Genomic DNA, 19,022 nt, shown 5'->3' on the forward strand with positions numbered 1-19,022 from the left:
AATTTGTATTATTTAAACAGAACATTAGGTTAAAGTATTTATTCGGTATTTTTACCTGAAACTCAATTTTAAAATGAAACAATTATCATATAGTCTGCTTATAATTTGCACGTTACTTTATGGAGTACATAGTTTTGCACAAGAAATTATTGCAGATAAAGGAAGTTATGGAATTGATACAAAGCATAAAATTATTGTTTGGCATCAAAAGGATTTAGATTCCATTGTTTCAATAAATAAAAAGATTACTACTATAAAATTTAATAAAAATTTTAAGTTAAAGGAAGCCTCAAACCAATTATCATATACTGAAGGTGTAAGTGTTACAAATGGAGAAGACTACGTTTTATATATTTCTAAAATACCGCTAATACATATTACTATTGATACTTCTACTATTAATAGTGATTCAAAAATACCAGGTTATTTTACCTATTTTAATAATAACGAATACCTTGAAAGTGTAATAGGAGTTAGGCAACGTGGTAATTTATCGTTAGGTTTTCCAAAGAAATCTTTCGATTTAGAGTTTTGGACAGATGGTGTTTCCAAAGAAAAAAAAGATGTAAAGTTTAAAGGTATGCGATCTGATGATGATTGGATTTTAGATGGTATGTATAATGAGCCATTGCGTTTACGGTCTCATATAGCAACTAATTTATGGACAAAAATTCATAAACCTTATTATGCAGAAAAAGAACCTAAAGCAAAAAGTGGGTTCGAAGTAAAGTATGTTGAAGTTTTTAAAAACAACGAATATTTTGGCATTTATCAGTTTTCAGAATCTGTAGATAGAAAACAATTAAAGCTTAAAAAGAATGTTGGTAAGATTATTAATGGTAAATTATACAAAGCTAATTCTTATGATGGTGGACCAGATTTTAGCAAGTCTCCTGCTAAGTTTAATAATATTTTCCCACATTGGAATGGCTGGAAAACGGAATATCCTTTTATAAATTACACCTCAGATTTCGAAAATTTATCTCAATTTACGGGTTTAGTAGTTAATGGTACAGATGAAGCATTTTCTAAAAACATAGAAAAAGAGGTTCATATTACTAACGCTATAGACTATTATCTTCTTGTAAATGTACTTAGAGCAACCGATAATTTAGGTAAAAACTATTACCTAGGAAAGTATGATAAAGATGAGCCTTACTTTTTTACTCCATGGGATTTAGATGGTGTTTTAGGTGTTATTCAAGATGGTAAACGCGAGCGCATAACAGATAATGTTTTAGGGAATGGGCTTTTTAATAGATTGCTAGAAGTTAACCCAAACAATTATAAAGCAAAAGTAAAAGCAAGATGGATTGCATTAAGAACTACTGCTTTTAGTAATGAAGACTTACTGTCTAGAATTGATAAAGTCTATGCTAAGTTTACTGAAGAAAAAGTTTACGAACGCGAACAATTGGTTTGGAAAAACAAGTTGAATGAAGAAACTAATAAGGAACATTATAATTATTTAAAGTTGTTTTTAGAAGATAGATTACTCTTTCTAGATACTTACTTTAAAACTTTATAATTAGTCTTGTAATGGTGTTTTTATAGCGTTATCGTCGATAATGAATTCTTGATTATTTTCTATAAGTAATCCTTTTGTTTTACCTGTAAATTTAATGTCTTCATGGTGAACATCAGTCATGATTACGCTACCATTAAAACCGGTTGATATTTTTTTAACTGGAGTATGACCAATTACTATTTTTTCTGAATTATAATATTTTAAAATGGCCTCAAGTTCTGTCTCTTTTATTTTATCATATTGAAACCTAGTCTTAACTAAACCTCTATACCAAAAAGGACCTTTTGTACTATAAAGAAAATCAGTCGTTTTATCTTTTGATTTTTTTAAACTGTGAAATTGTAAGCGAACAAGTTTATTTATGTCCTCAAGATCTAATTTGTAATCTAGAATTTCAGGGCTTAATCCTGCATGAACAAATAGATAATGGCCAATTTTTTCAATAATATTTTTTGTAGCTAACCATTTACCTAACTCAGAATTTTTAGAGTATAGATGCTTTACCGCTTCTTTTTGGTCTTCTAGTTGGCTTATTTCCTGTGCAGCTTTTATGTATTTACCAAGATTGTATCTATGGTCTCCATAAAAATTAAGTATTTCATGGTTTCCTAAAATAAAATGTACAACACCATTCTGTTTTTTTGCTTGATCTTCAAGTTTGTATATTAACCAGAGTACTTGTGTTACATTTTTACCTCTATCTACAAAGTCGCCTCCTAAAACTAAATGACCATTGCCATAAATCCAGTTATGGTTTTCATCAATTACTTTATTTGCATATAAAAAACTAGAAAAAGCATCATATTTACCTTCAATGTCTGAAATAATAACCATTTTTTCTGGCAGGCTGTAAACTGTTTCAGGAATTGTATATTCATCTTTTAAAGACAAGTAAAACGCGTTTTTATCTTTATTATCTACTCTTACAACTACCGAATCTCTATTAAAAAATGGAGAGACCGTAAGCCTGTTTTTTGAGGTAATGGTATACAATAAAGAATCGTTTATTATATAGGGACCATCACTTCCATTAAAGGCTATGGGTTTATTGTTTTTTTGCTTTTCTGCATTATCTACTTTTTTAGGAACATTAGGAAAAGTAGCTTGTTGGGCATAACTATTAATATGTAAGCTTAAAGCAAAGCAGAGACCTAAAAGGATACAATTTAAATTAATATGTTTCAAGGCGCTGCTTTTCATTGTTATTGCAAAGATATATTGTCTTTTAATATTGAAGCAAAAATTGTTCCAAGAGTTCTTATTGTATTGTACACATTTAAAGCGATAGGCTTAGTTAAGTTGTGCTTCAATTAAACTCAAAAATACAACTATAAGGTAATAAAACGGAAGTTGTTTAAGGTATTTAGATACAAATAATCATCTAAATTAATAATAATAGAAAGTCTTAGAAAGAATAATATTACAATTAGAGTAATTATACATGTGTTTTCTTACGTATAATTACTTATTTTATTATATAATGCTTAAAATCAGTAAAATAGAGTGTTTGGTTTGCAACGTATTAAGTCTTTTTATATATCTTTAAGTGCTATTAATCAACTTTTTATATTATGAAAAACATAAATCAAATTTTAAAAAAGTCCCTAACCTTAATCCTACTATTAGTATTTTCTTTTACTGTACAATCGCAAATAAAAAAAACAGCAAGTGTTGAAGGTATTACAGAATATATGCTAGACAATGGTTTAAAAGTACTACTGTTTCCAGATAATTCTGCACAAACAATAACTGTAAATATTACCTATAGAGTAGGTTCTAGACACGAAGGTTATGGCGAAAAAGGAATGGCGCATTTATTAGAGCATTTGGTGTTTAAAGGTACTCCAAATCACCCAAACATTCCAGAAGAATTAACCTCACATGGTGCACGACCAAACGGAACTACTTGGTACGATCGTACTAATTATTTTGAAACCTTTAATGCTACCGAAGAAAATCTGGATTGGGCTTTAGATTTGGAATCCGATCGCATGCTAAACTCCTTTATAGCCGAAAAAGATCTTCAATCTGAATTTTCTGTGGTACGAAATGAATTTGAAATGAGCGAAAACTCACCTTCAAGTGTGCTTGTAGATAAAGTAATTAGTTCTGCATATTTATGGCATAACTACGGACAATCTACAATAGGAAATCGCTCAGACATTGAACGTGTGCCTATTGAAAACTTAAAAGCATTTTATAAAAAATATTATAGACCAGACAATGCTGTATTAATGGTAACAGGAAAGTTTGAAGAAGCTAATATGTTAGCCAAAGTTGTAAAAAAGTTTGGTGTACTTAAAAATTCAGGAGCACCTTTAAAAGATGTTCCAACCATAGAACCTGCTCAAGATGGAGAAAAAAGAGTAACATTAAGTCGCGTTGGAGATTTGCAAATAGTATCTGCTCTTTATCATACTCCAGCAGTATCTCACGAAGATTATGCAGCAATTGCAGTTGCAGAGTTAATACTTGCCGATGAGCCTTCTGGAAGATTATATAAAGCATTAGTAAACGAAAAAAAAGCGTCTAGCCTTTGGTCGTTTTCTCCTTTTACAAAAGAACCTGGTTTTATGTACATAAATGTTGATGTGCCTTCAGACAAATCATTAACAGAAGCAGAAACAACCTTGTTATCTTTATTAGATAATTTAGGAAATAATCCTGTAACTGAAACAGAAGTAAATCGTGGTAAAACTAAGTTTTTAAAACAAGCAGATGATGTTTTTAGAGACTCTGCAAGATTTGGCACCTTTATGAGTGAGTTTATTGGAGCAGGAGATTGGCGTTTAGCATTTGTTTTGCGTGATCGTGTAGAAAACATGACAGCAGATAAAGTAAATGCAGCAATACAACGCTATTTAATTAAAACCAATAGAACGGTTGGTTTATTTATTCCTGAAGAAAAACCTATGCGAGTATCTATAGAACATACAGAAGGTATTGAGGCTTTAGTAACAAACTACAAAGGAAAAGAAAGCATGGGAGCAGGAGATGTTTTTAATGTGTCTTTCGATAATATTCAAAGCACTTTAAATACAGGAACTTTAAGTAGTAGTCCAATAGCATATGGTTTTATTAAAAAGAATAATCGAGGCAAAACAGTAACCGTTTCTTTTACTTCTAGAACAGGAAATGTTAATGATCTCATGAATAAAGGGCTTGCAGCAAGTTATACCGCAAAAATGTTGAATAAAGGAACAAAAAGTAAATCTAGACAAGCTATTGAAGATAAATTAAGTGCTATTAAATCTTCGATTAGTTTTAGTGGTTCTAATGGGAAAATAACTGCTAATCTTACAAGTACAGAAGAAAATCTTACAGAAGCCTTATCCTTAATGGTAGATATGTTAAAGAATCCGTTGTTTGATGCTACAGAACTAGATAAGCTTAAAACTGAAGATTTGGCAGCTATAGAGCAAAACAAAACAGATCCACAGTTTTTAGCGATTAGAGAAATGGGACTATTAAACCAGTATTATAAAAAAGGACATCCACTTTATAATTGGACAATAGATGAAGAGGTTGCAGCAATAAATGCAGTTTCAGTTAAAGAGCTTCAAGCGTATTATAATAATTTTTATGGAATCTCCAATAACGCAACTTTAGTTGCTATTGGTAATATAGACGAGCAGGCTTTAAAAAGCTATTTTGATAATGCGTTTAAAGACTTTAAGTCTAATTTACCTTACACAGTTATTAGCGATAAGCATCAAAAAAATAAATCAGCAAACCAAAAAATTAAAACACCAGATAAAAAGAATGCCATCTCTTTTGGAACCTTACCAATAGAAACTAGTAAATATGACGACGATTATGCTGCATTACAAATGGCTGGCGAAATTTTAGGTGGTGGTTTTATAAGTTCTAGAATAGCAAACCGTTTGCGCCAACAAGATGGTGTAAGTTATGGAGCAGGAGCAAGAGTAAATGTAGATAATAATAAAAACGATAACAATTCTGCAGCTATGGTTTATGCTATTTATGCACCAGAAAATGCAGAAAAAGTACAACTAGGTTTTAGAGAGGAAATCGCTCGTTTTATTAAAGATGGTATTACTCAAGAAGAACTTAAAACAGCTGTAGATGGCTGGATTCAAGGACAAAGTGTTGCTAGAGCAAAAGATAACGAGTTATCTGGTGTTATTAGTAACAACATGTATTACGATAGAGATTTAAGTTTTCAACAAAATATTGAAGCTAAAGTAAGTAGTCTTACCGTTGCAGATGTTAATAAGGCAATTAAAAAACACTTTAAAACATTTGATGAATGGACCGTTGTAAACGCTGGAGATTTCGAAAATTTTGAAATTAAAAAAGAAGCTAAAAAAGTAGATTAGTTTTTAAGAAGTTTTAAAACATAAAACTTGCCAATTAGTAATTATTCTAGTTGGCAAGTTTTTGTTTATAAGGTTTTAGATTATTCAGGTTTATGTACTTCTAATTCTATTTCAATCATAAATTCTGGCATGGCTAATTCTTTAACTCCAAGCCAAGAACCTGTTGGAAATTGCTTTTTGTAAATTTCATTTCTGTAAGCTGCATTTTCAAGAAACAATGCCATATTGGTTGTAAAAATATTTTCTGCAATTACGTCATCAAATGTGCAACCATAGTGTTTTAGTATTTTTTCTAAATCTGCATAACAATTTTTCATTTGTTGTCCTAAATCGCCAATTGCAGTTGGATTGCCTTCATTATCCATACTTACAGCACCAGAAATTTTAATGTCGTTTCCAATTTTTATAGCATGCGAATAGCCATATGCTTTTTCCACTTCTGGTCTAAGTAAAAAGTATTCAGGTTTTTCAGATTTAACAACTACTTCTTTCTCAATAGCTTTGGTTAATCCTTTTTCCTTTTGCTCGCAACTTTGAATTGTGAAAAATAATGTAATAAATATCGTAATTAAAGTGAGTTGATTGGTTGACTTTTTCATAATTATATTGATTTTTAGACCTACTTTATTCGGTTTTCCGTTTATTATTAACACGTTTGGTTATTCTAAATCACTTTTCAGAATCTGCTAACTTCTTAGTATCAACATACTGTTGAAATGTAGTAATTTTTCCTTCAGCATTAAGCGTCCATAAATGTGCAGCTTGAGCATTATAGCTTTTTCCAGTTGTTTTTACTTTACCATCATATCTTAGAGTCGCTAAAACCATGTTATCACTCATGCCATGGACTTTTACATCTTGCAAGCCAAAGTGTTCGTGGTTTGCTCCAAGACGTGCAAATACGCCTTCTAAAATTGAATTTGGACCAACGTAAGGATTTCCATCTGCAAGCGCATTACTTTCAGCTTCGTTCCATTCAATTTCAGGATGCATTAACCCTAAAACCGTTGGCATATCTCCAGTTGAAAAACCGTTGTATAAAGCCTTAATCGTTTTAATGTTGTTTTCTGTTGTCATAATTTTATATTTAATGAGTTATCAATTTTTTAATATGTTCTATTAAAATGTATGGCCTTTATTTGGGATAACTAAACATAAAACGCAACGTGTGTTGTAGTAGTTTTGTTTCTTATTTGTTTTAAAAGAGTAGGTTATGTGAAACTAAGTTAGTAATTATTTGCCAAAAAAACACCTTGCTTTTGCAAAGTATTTTAAATTCTATTTGTTATATACTGTATTTGTTAATCTTGATAAGGCTGAATATTTAATAGTTCTTTCATCTTGATAAAAATTATTTCTTCATTACCATAATTACGATTAGTTTTGATTTGTAATGAATAGAATAGTTTTTTTTCTTTGTTTTGGATCCATTTCAGCGATAATCTATTCGACCGATCACCATAATTTGTTTTAGTATTATTTAGTTTTCCAGAACCGAATGCATTAGTTGCTATTGAATGTAATACAGCGTATTTTCCTTCTGTTTCTTTTCCTTTAGCGTAGGCGATAATTTCAAACGTAATTAACCCTGAAATGGGCCCAATTAAAGTTTGCCATTTGCCATTTGCAGGGAGTTTAATGTGCGAATAGTCTTTTTCCATTTATTGCAGATAACGTGTTCATTTGTTATTAGTTAAGTAACTAATTTAGGAAATAAAAACCGAATAGAAAATTTGCTATAATTTTAGTAAGTAGACTAGAACTAGCAATAGATTATGTACTTTGTTGCTAGTTCGTATTTTATTTTTTCCGCTTATAGTGATTCTGTGTTATTTGATTCAGATAGTTTTTTGTTCCAATCAGTTCAAAATTCAGTTCGTTTGGCAGTTCCGTAAATAAGGAAGAACCACCACCCAATAAAATTGGTATTGTAGTAAGAACCATTTCATCAATAAAGTCCTCTTTTAAAAAATCCCTTATTGTAGTTCTTCCATCTATGCAAAGGTGATAAAATGCTTTTTCTTTATGGCTTTCAGGTATTTCTTTTAGTTTATTACTCAACACAAAAACAGGCTTATCATATGGCCATTCAACATCAAATCTAAGTACGGTTTCAAATGTTGTTCATCCCATAACAAGTGCGTCAATTCTAGTGTTGAACTCCACGTATCCCATATCGTCATTATCTGGATTTGGGATAGTATATAGCCAATCAATTCTGTCATTTTTGTCAGCAATATATCCATCTAAACTTGTAGCGATAAATACGCTATTCTTTTTGTACATTGTTCTTTCGTTATTTTTCTATAAAATCTTATCAAGTTATTCGTGTTTCAATTCTTCAATTAATGTTTTTGTATCAGACCTTGCGCTTATCAAAAGTTCATAATGACCAAGTGCAAAATATTATCTTAGTGTAATAGCATTCATTAATGCTAATTTATTTTCATCTTTTGAAATAACACTTTTAGAGATCTCTTGAATATCAGTTTCGTAGTTAGGTGTTACTAAATGACCTGGAAATTTTGATAAGTTTTTGCCAAATGTTTCAAACAGATTTTCATAATTATAAACAAATTTTAATAAGGCTTCAAAATAATGCTGATCAATTTGTAGAGAATTATTGTTTTGAATAATTTTTTCAATACGTTCTAATTCTTTATAATAATTTAGAAGTTGGTCTTTATTAGATTGGTTTTTTAAAACACTAATTTTTCCAGAAGAAATTAAATTGGTATGGGTTGGGTCTGTAATCACAAATGTTTTTCTATTACCTAAGTAACTAGCACGTTTGTAAAAGATACTGTCTAAAGTAAATACATGATCTTTGTTGTAATCTTCTATTAAATAGCTTGCAGTTTTATAATAAGATTGTTCCGTTTGCATTTGGGCATCAATAGAATTCAACTGCTGGTTGAGGTCTCTAACAATGTTATTTAGGTATTGTGTTTCAATTTGCTTTTCTTTTTGAGATTGATTCTAATTATTAATTTGCAGAGCAATTAAAATACCTATTACAACTAATACAATTTCACCAATAGCATATTTTTTTTATCTGTTTAGCGGTTTTTTATGCTTATATTATCAGAGAAAATTAGCCGAAGGGAAAGATAAAATGCTTGCTATTAATAATGTTAGAAATAAATTAATAGCAAGAGCTTTTGCGGTTGTTAAAAGAGGAACAGCTTATGTTGTTTTACAACAATATGCAGCATAAAAAAAACGAAATTTAATTAGGATTTGATCTTGGAATACGCCTATGGCTAGTTGCAGATATTGCTAACGGCAACTGTCCGGCCAGTCCCAAGGTAGTTAATTACAAGTGTTTTGTTTTATGAAATCCGCTAGCAATTATTTAATCAATTTCTCCAATACTATATTTTAAATACTTGGTGGTTTCACCTTCTGTGGAAGGTTTTGAAACAGTTTTATCATTAATTTATTCGATTTTTTTCAGTTCGTTGTTTATGGAATCATTTAACGTATAGATAGCTTTTAATAAGTGCTTGTACATGTCTATTTTAAATCCAGTATATGCTATACTTTCTGCCAAGTCAATTTTAAACGCTCTGTTGTTTTTAAGACCCAAAGTATCTGTTAAAATTAATGTGTTTAAAGTCGTTTCTGCATTGTAATAATCTTCGTTATTAAATTCAGTATCTCCCAGTTTGGAAACTTTATTTACATTACTGAAATGTTTTAAAAAATATGGTTTTAGGAATATGTAGGTTTTATAAGGCTCAAGGTCGTTTTCCACGCGTAACATTACTTTTGAAATATTGTCATAATGATTTGATATTTGTTTTTTGAGTTCTTGGTTAGAGATTATATTGATGTTATAATCTTTCAAGTTCGTAAATGAAGATTCATGAAGCGTCAAAAAGATCGGAGTTCCGAGGGCTAATTCATATTTTATAATCTCTTTAGGTTGTAAATCTTTACTATGTAGATAATTGAGCAATTGTTTTTGCGATGTTTGAAACAATTTATGGTATTTTACATTGTACATAATATCTACAGTATCCAAAAGAATATCTTGTTGAATGTTTTTAAAATTCTTTATTTCTTGAACTCTATCTTTTTTTGACTCATTCCAATTATTTATGGATAAGGCAATCAAAATTCCAATAACAACCAAAACAATTTCGCCAACTGAATAAAGTAAATATTTACTGAATTTGTTTTCAGTTAGCATTTTTTGTCTAATTTTTCTAAAGAATTTTATCATTGGTTAGTGGTTTGTCATAATGAAGCATAACGTGTTTGTTTATGAAACGTAGTGCAGAAAAATGGCAGTTTCGTTTCGGATTAGCACAAGCCAAATTTTTAAATTTGCGACTTCGTAAAATGTCCGAACTTTCGTTTTAGAAACAACTCGCACTATGTTTTATATACGTTTTTTTGCTTTCGTTTTTTTTTATTCAAAGTATCAGTTTGAGCGATAATTTCATTAATTAAAGACTCAACGTTATCATATAATTTCGTCATCTTTGAGTGATGATATAGTGTGTTGTCAATGATGTTTTCAAACTCACGTTCTTTAAAAATAATATTATAATCTGATTCAAATTTTGATTTTTTATCCCAAGCCATAGGACTATATTTATCTAAATTCTTTAAAGATATTTTTTTACTCAAATATGGTAGGTAACCATCTTCAATCCATTTTTCAAATACTAAATATGTTGCTTGAATATTCTCTATTTCTGTAGACCATTTGAATAATTTTTTCTTCAAAGATTCTTCAGTTATTAAATTAATATTACCTGCTTCAATAATCTCACTAAAAACACTATTTGATGGAATAAATGGTGTGTGTTCAAGTGATAAGTAAATTAAACTATCAATATTTTGGGCTGACGGTTCAAGTAAATCTTCACTCAATAGATTCATTAATGTATAGCATGCGTTTGAACTTAATTTAAATCCATCCTTAATCGATTCAATAATTTGTTTATTTTGGATAAACTCTTGATGCAGATTGCTTATAATCTGCTTTTCTTTAATTGTTTCTTTCCTGATTTCATTCCAATTATTAATTCCTAAAGCAATCAAAATGCCTATAACTACAAGTATAATTTCCCCAATAGCGTATTTGAAGTACTTTCCGGTTTTTCCTTCCGAAAGTAAGTTTTGTCTAATTTTTCTAAAGAATTTTATCATTGGTTAGCGATTTCTGATAATGAAGCACAACGGTTTTGTGTATGGTTAGTTGCGTGTTTTAAGCGACTAATTTAGTAAATAATTACAGACCAAGAAAGTCCGCGAGTACTTTCGCAAGTAGGCAAGAAGCCAGCAATAAATTATATATGGTGTTAGCAAATGTTATTATTACTAATCCTTTACTAGTCTCACGGATTTCAAAAATTCCTTATCACCACCATAGCGGCCAATACCTTCTGAAACTGTTTTGAGGTTTCTAAAATAGACATAAATGGAGTTTGGTTTTTCAGTTGATGTCCAAAAACTAGCTCTCTCATTTAAAGATAAATAAGTATATTCATCAGTGGCAAAATTGTGAGCTGCATACCCTCCATTTCTCGCTTCAAAACCACTGGTTCCTCCTATTTTAAGTTGAGTTCCAATTCCTTGATTGACACCACGATGAACTCCTGAATAATCTATTTCGCTTTCATCCATACCTAGAGCTCGCTCTAAATCTTTCCACTCTTCATCGCTCGATAAATGCCATCCAGGTATTTGTTCGGCAATATTCATTGCCGCATACCAATCATATAGTCTTCCGCGAATTGCACAATTAATATTTTCATCATCATAACAAGTACTGTGACCAATAGGGTGACTAGCAGAGTTTAAGTTTTGTTTTAACCATCTATGATTGCCAATTTTTATGGTAATATATGTTTTCCCGTCAAATGTTAAAGTTGGACACTCTGTTACAGTAAAACTCCAAGTTTCACTTGAAGCTTCGTTACTACTCTGGTCTACTGATATAACTTTCCAAAAATAAGTCTCTCCAGTAGTTAGGCTCATTAGATTGTTTGGGTATGCATTTAAAGTCGTCTCAGATAGATTTTCTGCAATTAAAGTTTCTGGATGATTTGCAGTCCATAGATAAACATCATATGTGATTAAATTGTCATCTCCATTGTTATCTGTACTAGGTTCCCAACTAAAATGAGGTGTTTTATTAACATCCAATTCATTATTTGTAGGCGTTAACAAAGTTGCTTGAGTCGGGATAAACTGTTCCAATTCTTCTTGGGTACAAGAAATTAATGTTGTAATTATCACAGCAAAGAATATTAGGCTTATTGAAATTGATTTTTTGAAATTCATAATTTCTGATTATTTTTATAAAAGTAGTATTTTCTTGTTTGAATATTTTAATTGGTTATATTAACCATAAGTTTCTTTTGATGAAAGGCTTTGTTCGTTCTATGACCAGTATTTTTTTGTAAATATTTGCTAACGTGTTGTGTATGATTTCGTTGCGTGTCAAGCAACTAAATTAGTAAAAATGAACCGAACCAGTGGACAATCCGCAGGATTTTCCACGTAGGCTAGTACTAGCAATTAATTATACACGTCTTAAGTTTGTATTATCCTTAAATTAGATAAATAAACAGAAAGCACAAAAGAGAGAATTAAGGTTATTATAAACGCAGAGACTTAGATCTCGTCAACATTGAAAATCACCTCTCTTTTCTACACAGATTTCGTACAGTTCTATGAGGCTTTAAGACCTCGCTTTTAAGTCGTTGAAACTCGCGTAGATTGTCCTTTCAAAAAACATTTTCTTATGAATAAAGATATAAAATATTTTGGAATTGACATTAGTTATTTAGTATTTGATGTTACCGATTCTGATGGTAATTACTATCAGTTTAAAAACAATGTGGGAGGCTTTAGGAAGTTTACAAAACTATAGAATACTTATAGTCATTGTGTAATGGAAGCTACAGGTTATTATCATTATCAATTAGCATATTATTTGTTAGAGTCTAGTATAAAATTGTCTGTAGAGAATTCATTATCTGTTAAACGATTTATACAGATGAAGCTATCAAAAATCAAGACAGATAAGAGCGATTCTAAGCTTATTTGTGAGTATGCTCAGAAAGTAGAATTAAAGCTTTGGCAAGGTAATTCTAAGAATGAAATAGAATGTTTTCAAATTACCCGAGCGCTTTCTATCTATACTTAGCAAAGTACAATGATATGTTAGGCAACGTTTTTTATATAAGTTTAATTAGTTGATAAATCAAAACCATTTATAGCTTCTGAAATTTCATAACCCAGTCGCATTCCTTCAGTGCAATCTATTCGCATATGTACTCCTAGTGGTACTCTAGAAAATGCAGCATCTTCTACCATTTCACTAATAGAGTTAAACTGTCTTGGCGTACCTCTAAATTCAGTTCTTCCTTCATGAGAGCGTTCAGTAAAATCTATATCATTACCAAATACATCAATAAAAATCCCACCCGCTGCCGATACAAAACAGGAATGACCAGAAGGATAGCTTGGAAATGATGGATTTGGCCAATTTATAAATCTGTAAAGGTTTGTTTCATATTCGACATCAATAAACTCTTGTATATATACATTTGGTCTCATAACCATGTAATTATACTTGTCTGCCCAAGTAGATACTGCTGCATCATTAAGCGCAAAGCCTAATTTAAGTAATAGTACTAAAGATGTTTCATGACTTAAATCATTTTGAATAATTAATTGTTTGGCAATTGAAATTTGCCTACCAGGTGGACTCATCATTAGACCTTCAACATCATCTGACCAATACTCGGCAATCCATAAATCTTCATTATCTTCCAATTTAGCTGTGTTATTTATGGTATAGACCTCAATCATCTGTGCAAAATAATCGCTATTAGAATCTTCATTGTACTCCATTGGAGGGGTACTAGAAGTCTCATCAGAAGAGATTACAAAAGTGCGTACGGATTCCCAATAAGGAAACAAGGCTCTTTCTTGATCAGCACTATAAGTCCAGAAACCTTCTCCAATTGTAGGCTCATAAGATAATGGCTGTGGTTCTAATATTTGTGATTCTGCTTGAACATCATTTTGGCTATATTCTATGACTTGTTCTGCAATATAGTTTCCCCATTGTCGGGAATCTTGAAGTACTTGATTAGAAACATTTTGTAAAAGCACATTCTCTTTTGTCACTTTAAACAGGTCTATTGCACCATCCATTTCACTAGATGTATTATACATAAAGTGATCCATTACTTCAGCATAACATGTATTTAATGCAATGTTTAAGTCAATTGTATTTGCACGCTGAGCACTATCAATGGTTAAAGTTTGTAATCTAGAAGTATTTGAAGTGAAATCTGTCATATCATTAACTACAGTTTCATAAGCTGCAAGATGAATATATGCCAATGCTCTAGCTGTTGCATTTGGTCGCATTCCAAAAGAATACCGATCTAGTTTTAGCCATAGGTCATTCCACTCAACCATAAGTTGGGTTGTTGTATCAGTTACAACTGGTTCATTTGTATATGTGTTGATTTGGTCATCATCAGTATTACATGATTCAAATAGAAGTAAAGCTAACAGTAGAGTTAGCATCCATTTTAAATTGCAAGTTTTCATATCTTATAATTTACTTTAAATTACACATCATTTATTGATAACAAGTTAAATTAATTTTTTAGATAAAAATTAATAGGTTTCGTGTTTTTCTACTAAAAACTAAATGTACTAGTTGAAATACAGTGATTGTGTTATTGAATTCGGAATTGTCTCTTCAAATGTTGTCTAACGTGTTTCTTTAGTTTGTAATAAATATCTTTAGATAGAAAAAGAGGAGAACTATAACGTGTTTTAGAATAACGTTCCCTTACACGTACGAGTCCTCTCTTTCTATACGGTTACGTATAAGAATAGTGCGTTTTTGTGTGCGAGGATTTTCCGCAGGAAAATCAGAAGTTGCAAAAATGCACTGTTCTTTGTTTAAGCACTAATCTACGCATTATTTTTATGCGATGTTAGCTAACGTTTTTTTGTCAATTCAATATTATTTTCTGTGCTGAATGAATATTCTCCACTAATTGTGGACTTATCAATAATCATTTTGTTATTTGTTAAACTAATTATTCTCCATAAACATTCAGTTTTTTTATCTGAATGCACAAGTTCCATGTTAACATAATCGTGAGTTTTACTAATCTCAATTTCGGATTCAATTTCCAAGCCATTTCTCGAATATGATATTTTATTTGGTTCCAATAAATAACTCATTTCAGAACTTTGTTCGGACTTTTTATTGCTTTTTACAATCCATTCTCCATAGATTTTTTCCGAACTCCATTTAGGTTTTTTCTGCTTTAGTCTGAGAGTGTCATCTATTGTTTTTCCAATAATTAAAAGGTCAAAATCCCCATCACTATTTTCACTAATATATCCTAGTTGATCATCAATTATTATAAATGTAGAATCTCCTTTTTCTATGAATTTATAATTACCATGTCTACGTTTAAATTGATACGCGATAAATGTTGAGTCTTTGAATTCAAAATCTCTAGGAAAATACGGGTTATTTATATCTTCAAAGGTTTTTCCGCTTAACTTGTTTTTAAAATCGATTTTGTCTTTCTTTTTTTGACAGCTAACTATTAATAAAAATAGAAGTAAAAATATTGTTGGTTTGTTCATTCTCAAATGTTAGCTAACGGTATTGTGTATGAAACGTAGCGTATAAATAAACGCTAACTTTTCGGATTTAGCACGAGCCGAATTTTTTATTTTTATGTTTAATTTTCTTTTCTAAATATAACCAAATAAAAAATTTGGCGTACTTTGTAAGTATACAAAAACCTTTCGGGAAGCCTGTAATAGCTATGTTTTATACACGTTGTTGTGCATAGTGCTTTCACGTTCAGCTTGGTTTTCCGATGTTTGTTATTTAGTTCGGATTGAGCGTTGGCAAAGACATACTCTTTTACAGTTTTGGTGAAGCTTGGATGATGCGACTGTAAATGTGTATGGCTTTTAGCGTTGGCTTTTTATGTTACTAATTATCAAACTTGCAATAAGGCCTATACCGACAATTACGTCCACAATATTCCATATTTCTCTTCCGAGTGCTATTTTAAAAAACGGTTGAAAGAGTAGTGCAAGTCCTCCGTAAATAATCATTTCTGTTTTACTTTCCTTTTCGCTTGCAAAATATGCTAAAATTCCAAAACCGATTAGTGAAGCAAAACGCACTAATTGATAAAATCCATAAGGCATATCTAATAAACATAATAACAATAATATTGCTAATGCAATTTTAATTATTGTTCCGCTATTCTTCATTGCTTTCTTTTAAGCTATCAAATGTGTCGCTATCTATTTCGCTAATTAACTCAAATTCATTCGAAATATGCGTATCAAAAAAATCCTCTTGAAGTCTTGATAAATATGAGTCGCTGATAATGTCTTGTTCTAAATAATCTTCAAAGTCAGGATGCTTATCTAGAATTGGTTGATTAGCTATTTTTAATTTAGAGCGAATAACTTTAAAAAACTTAATTTCACTATACTCAACTTTATCATCTGCTTTAATTGTATCAATTGCGACTTCTACTAATTTTAATTCATTCGCTTCTGTTAGGTTAGAAGATGTAAGTTCATTAAAATAATCTTTTAAAAATTGGTGTCCATCTTTATTGATTGCGATTAGTAAATTATCCATTTCTGTATTAAAATCTATATCGCCAAAAGTCTTTTTCTCTTTATGTAATTTTTTTATCAATTTCACTTCTCTCTTGTCAATATCTCCATCACAAGCCATACAAGAAAACGCAGTCTTTAATAATAATTTGTCAAAGTTTATTGTTTCCATTTTAGTTGTTTTTAAAACCAATAGTTGGTCTTTGGTTAGTGTTATCTGTTAAGCCTTCCATTTTAGCTTTAATTGATTTATAACTATTCAATTCTTTTAAAGAAATTGAAGGACGGTTTTGTTCAATAGTTTCGATTAGAATCCCTTTTGAAATTCTAGATTTCATTTTAAGTGCTTTTCTAGATGCTTCATCACACAAAAACTTTATATCACTTGAAACATAATTTTCTGTAGATTTTGCTAGAGTAGAGTAGTCTAAACCAATTTCCCTTGGTCGTTTTTCTAAATATAACTTAAACATCAATTCACGAGCTTCAAAATCTGGTGGTGGTAAATAGATTACTTTATCTAAACGACCTGCTCTTAAAATCGCTGGGTCAATTGAATTAGGTCTGTTTGTCGCTCCAATAATAAATACACCATCATCTCCACAATTATTCATTTGTGCTAAAAATTCATTTACAGCACTTGTATTCATATGATTTACACTTGAATTATCACGATTAGGAACAACAGCATCCAATTCATCAATAAAAATGATACTTGGTGCGTTTTCACGAGCTTCATCAAAAAGGTTTTTAATATTTTCTTGCGATTGATTTACAAATTTGCTCTGAATATCAGAAGGCTTTATTTGGTAGAAATTAAACCCAATTTCTTCTGCCATTCGTTCTGCAAAAAATGTTTTCCCACAACCTGGTGGACCATAAAGCAACATTCCATTAGGAATTGTTAAACCATATTCGGCATATTTTTCTTTCTCGTTTAATGCATCAATTACATCTAATTGTATGGTTTCTTTAAGTTTTTGCATTCCTGCAATAGCCTTAAAGCCTTGACCATTTTTTATGTTCTTTAATTTAGGTTTGGCGGCTTCGTTTGAATTAGAAACTTGTTTAATTTCAATTTCTCCGTTGATAGCTTGAATAAACTCTTTTACATTTTTAAAACGATTTTCTGCATTTGGTTGTAATGCCTTGCTTATGATATTTACAGTTTGTTGGTCAATTTTAATATCAGAATCGTTAAATTTTAAAGTTTTATTTCGTTCTTCTAAAATAACATCTTCTAATTTTATCCTATCGGACTTGTATTTTGATATTTCTACAAACCAAGGTGGTAAACCAAAAAGTAAATGATAGTATAAAGCTCCAACTGAAAACACATCACTCTGCACAGAAAATACTTTGTTAAAATTTTCGTTGGCTTGATAAAATGGGTTTAAACCATCTTTTAAAAAATCTTTGTTTGATTGACTTAAATATCTAGCATAACCAAAATCAATGATTTTTGGAATTTCGACTTTACCAGATAAGTCAGTCATAATATTTAGATTGGTAATATCATTATGAATAACTGGATTTTTAAGATTATGTAAATAATTCAATCCATTTAATACGCCTGAAATTATATCTTTTGCATCATAAGGATTGAATGTTTGCTCTCGCTTCATTTTATCAGCTAGCGTTTCGCCACTAATAAAATCGAGAATTACAAAAGCATACTTTTGTTTTTCTAAAAGCAATTCGCCATTATCACAATACTTTACCAAATTAGGATGTTTAATTTGCTTTAAAATCTCAATTTCTAAAACAGCATCATTGTCATTGAATTGTGTTCTATCTAATTTAGAATAGGTAAACAACTTTAATAGTTTTGTTTTTCCTTCTTGGTCTTTTACACGATATGTTTCTGCATAACTTCCTTTTTTTAAAAAGAAGGTTATTTTGTATTTATTCGCAATACTTTGTCCTTTGGTTAATATGTATTGTTTGTTAATCATTTAATTCTTAGTTGTTGAAATGTAGAAACTCCATTCATACTCATAGCTGCTTTTCATCAATTCAGTACCATAGTCAGGTAACACTCCAGGTGCAGAAGCTCTGTAAGAATATGAACCAGAAGATAATGTTAATGACTTTCGTTCTTGTGGTGAGAATGAATATATTTCATTATTCAATTTTAATGTTAGTGTTTTACTTGTGTTGTTGTAAATTTTAATAACAGGTTTTTCGGAACTAGTCTTTCCAATTGGTGTAAAAATACCTTCTTCATTCTTAGGAAGCATTCTATCTAATTTTACAAAATTAGAATGAACGAATCCTTCTTTATTTGTTTCAATATCTAAAACTTGATAAAAGCCGTTGACTTTATCTTTAGATATAACAAACAATACTGTTCCTTGCTGTAATGAAGAAATAACTTTACAACTTGTGTTTGCTTCAGTTCTGAAGTTTACAGTTTTATTTACGTAGCCTAAATAACTTTGAGCAGAAGAAACAAAACCAAATATTAGACCTAAGAATAATGTTAAAATAAATCTTTTCAT

Annotated in this window: 19 protein-coding genes; 4 read left to right on the top strand and 15 right to left on the bottom strand. The window is 30.4% G+C overall.

Features of this window, described 5'->3' with window-relative positions; genetic code table 11:
• Window positions 1–73: 73 nt before the first annotated feature.
• Window positions 74–1,528, top strand: a complete 1,455-nt coding sequence (locus CW733_RS01545) for a CotH kinase family protein (protein WP_100995052.1) — start codon at window positions 74–76, stop codon at window positions 1,526–1,528.
• On the opposite strand, the gene CW733_RS01550 is transcribed toward CW733_RS01545, so the two are convergent.
• Entirely contained in the window at window positions 1,529–2,713 is a 1,185-nt protein-coding gene (locus tag CW733_RS01550) for a metallophosphoesterase (protein WP_232730382.1), read from the bottom strand.
• A 386-nt stretch (window positions 2,714–3,099) separates the two neighbouring features.
• Between CW733_RS01550 and CW733_RS01555 the strand changes: the two genes are divergently transcribed.
• A complete protein-coding gene (locus CW733_RS01555; protein WP_100995056.1) occupies window positions 3,100–5,868 on the top strand; it encodes a pitrilysin family protein in 2,769 nt (922 codons plus the stop codon).
• Window positions 5,869–5,948: 80 nt separating this feature from the next.
• On the opposite strand, the gene CW733_RS01560 is transcribed toward CW733_RS01555, so the two are convergent.
• The 8 genes from CW733_RS01560 to CW733_RS01600 form a co-directional block, all read right to left on the bottom strand.
• Window positions 5,949–6,467: a RidA family protein gene (locus CW733_RS01560; RefSeq protein WP_100995058.1), complete on the bottom strand. Its 519-nt coding sequence runs from the start codon at window positions 6,465–6,467 to the stop codon at window positions 5,949–5,951.
• A gap of 70 nt (window positions 6,468–6,537) precedes the next feature.
• Complete coding sequence (locus CW733_RS01565; protein ID WP_100995061.1) at window positions 6,538–6,945, bottom strand: nuclear transport factor 2 family protein; 408 nt, start codon at window positions 6,943–6,945, stop codon at window positions 6,538–6,540.
• Between the two features lie 224 nt (window positions 6,946–7,169).
• Window positions 7,170–7,529: a hypothetical protein gene (locus CW733_RS01570; protein ID WP_100995063.1), complete on the bottom strand. Its 360-nt coding sequence runs from the start codon at window positions 7,527–7,529 to the stop codon at window positions 7,170–7,172.
• A 139-nt stretch (window positions 7,530–7,668) separates the two neighbouring features.
• Window positions 7,669–7,929 carry a dihydrofolate reductase family protein gene (locus CW733_RS16495; protein WP_198520093.1) on the bottom strand — a complete coding sequence of 87 codons (261 nt, stop codon included), beginning with the start codon at window positions 7,927–7,929 and terminating at the stop codon, window positions 7,669–7,671.
• 345 nt (window positions 7,930–8,274) lie between these two features.
• The gene (locus CW733_RS01580; protein ID WP_157811516.1) at window positions 8,275–8,775 is read right to left on the bottom strand and encodes a hypothetical protein; all 501 of its coding nucleotides are present in this window, start codon (window positions 8,773–8,775) and stop codon (window positions 8,275–8,277) included.
• Between the two features lie 532 nt (window positions 8,776–9,307).
• Window positions 9,308–10,096: a DUF6090 family protein gene (locus CW733_RS01590; RefSeq protein WP_100995067.1), complete on the bottom strand. Its 789-nt coding sequence runs from the start codon at window positions 10,094–10,096 to the stop codon at window positions 9,308–9,310.
• Window positions 10,097–10,248: 152 nt separating this feature from the next.
• Window positions 10,249–11,031 (bottom strand): DUF6090 family protein, encoded by a 783-nt coding sequence (locus CW733_RS01595; protein WP_100995069.1) that lies wholly within the window; start codon window positions 11,029–11,031, stop codon window positions 10,249–10,251.
• Between the two features lie 171 nt (window positions 11,032–11,202).
• Window positions 11,203–12,168 carry an FISUMP domain-containing protein gene (locus CW733_RS01600; RefSeq protein ID WP_100995071.1) on the bottom strand — a complete coding sequence of 322 codons (966 nt, stop codon included), beginning with the start codon at window positions 12,166–12,168 and terminating at the stop codon, window positions 11,203–11,205.
• A gap of 463 nt (window positions 12,169–12,631) precedes the next feature.
• Here CW733_RS01600 and CW733_RS16685 point away from each other — a divergent pair, with 463 nt between their 5' ends.
• Both CW733_RS16685 and CW733_RS16565 read left to right on the top strand, forming a co-directional pair.
• Window positions 12,632–12,760, top strand: coding sequence for a hypothetical protein (locus CW733_RS16685; RefSeq protein ID WP_255411471.1), 129 nt, complete (start codon window positions 12,632–12,634; stop codon window positions 12,758–12,760).
• A gap of 21 nt (window positions 12,761–12,781) precedes the next feature.
• The gene (locus CW733_RS16565) at window positions 12,782–13,036 is read left to right on the top strand and encodes an IS110 family transposase (protein WP_232730383.1); all 255 of its coding nucleotides are present in this window, start codon (window positions 12,782–12,784) and stop codon (window positions 13,034–13,036) included.
• 41 nt (window positions 13,037–13,077) lie between these two features.
• On the opposite strand, the gene CW733_RS01610 is transcribed toward CW733_RS16565, so the two are convergent.
• From CW733_RS01610 to CW733_RS01635, 6 genes are all read right to left on the bottom strand, one after another.
• On the bottom strand, window positions 13,078–14,457 hold the full coding sequence (locus CW733_RS01610; RefSeq protein WP_100995073.1) for a vanadium-dependent haloperoxidase: 1,380 nt from the start codon (window positions 14,455–14,457) through the stop codon (window positions 13,078–13,080).
• A gap of 399 nt (window positions 14,458–14,856) precedes the next feature.
• Window positions 14,857–15,519 (bottom strand): hypothetical protein, encoded by a 663-nt coding sequence (locus CW733_RS01615; RefSeq protein ID WP_100995075.1) that lies wholly within the window; start codon window positions 15,517–15,519, stop codon window positions 14,857–14,859.
• A 336-nt stretch (window positions 15,520–15,855) separates the two neighbouring features.
• Entirely contained in the window at window positions 15,856–16,164 is a 309-nt protein-coding gene (locus CW733_RS01620; protein WP_100995077.1) for a DUF6804 family protein, read from the bottom strand.
• Window positions 16,154–16,693, bottom strand: coding sequence for a hypothetical protein (locus tag CW733_RS01625; protein ID WP_100998603.1), 540 nt, complete (start codon window positions 16,691–16,693; stop codon window positions 16,154–16,156). Before CW733_RS01625 ends, CW733_RS01620 begins: the two co-directional genes overlap by 11 nt.
• 1 nt (window position 16,694) lies before the next feature.
• Complete coding sequence (locus CW733_RS01630; RefSeq protein ID WP_100995079.1) at window positions 16,695–18,476, bottom strand: AAA family ATPase; 1,782 nt, start codon at window positions 18,474–18,476, stop codon at window positions 16,695–16,697.
• The gene (locus CW733_RS01635; protein ID WP_100995080.1) at window positions 18,477–19,022 is read right to left on the bottom strand and encodes an SH3 domain-containing protein; all 546 of its coding nucleotides are present in this window, start codon (window positions 19,020–19,022) and stop codon (window positions 18,477–18,479) included.

The sequence above is a fragment of the Lacinutrix sp. Bg11-31 genome (assembly GCF_002831665.1).
Lineage (GTDB): Bacteria > Bacteroidota > Bacteroidia > Flavobacteriales > Flavobacteriaceae > Lacinutrix.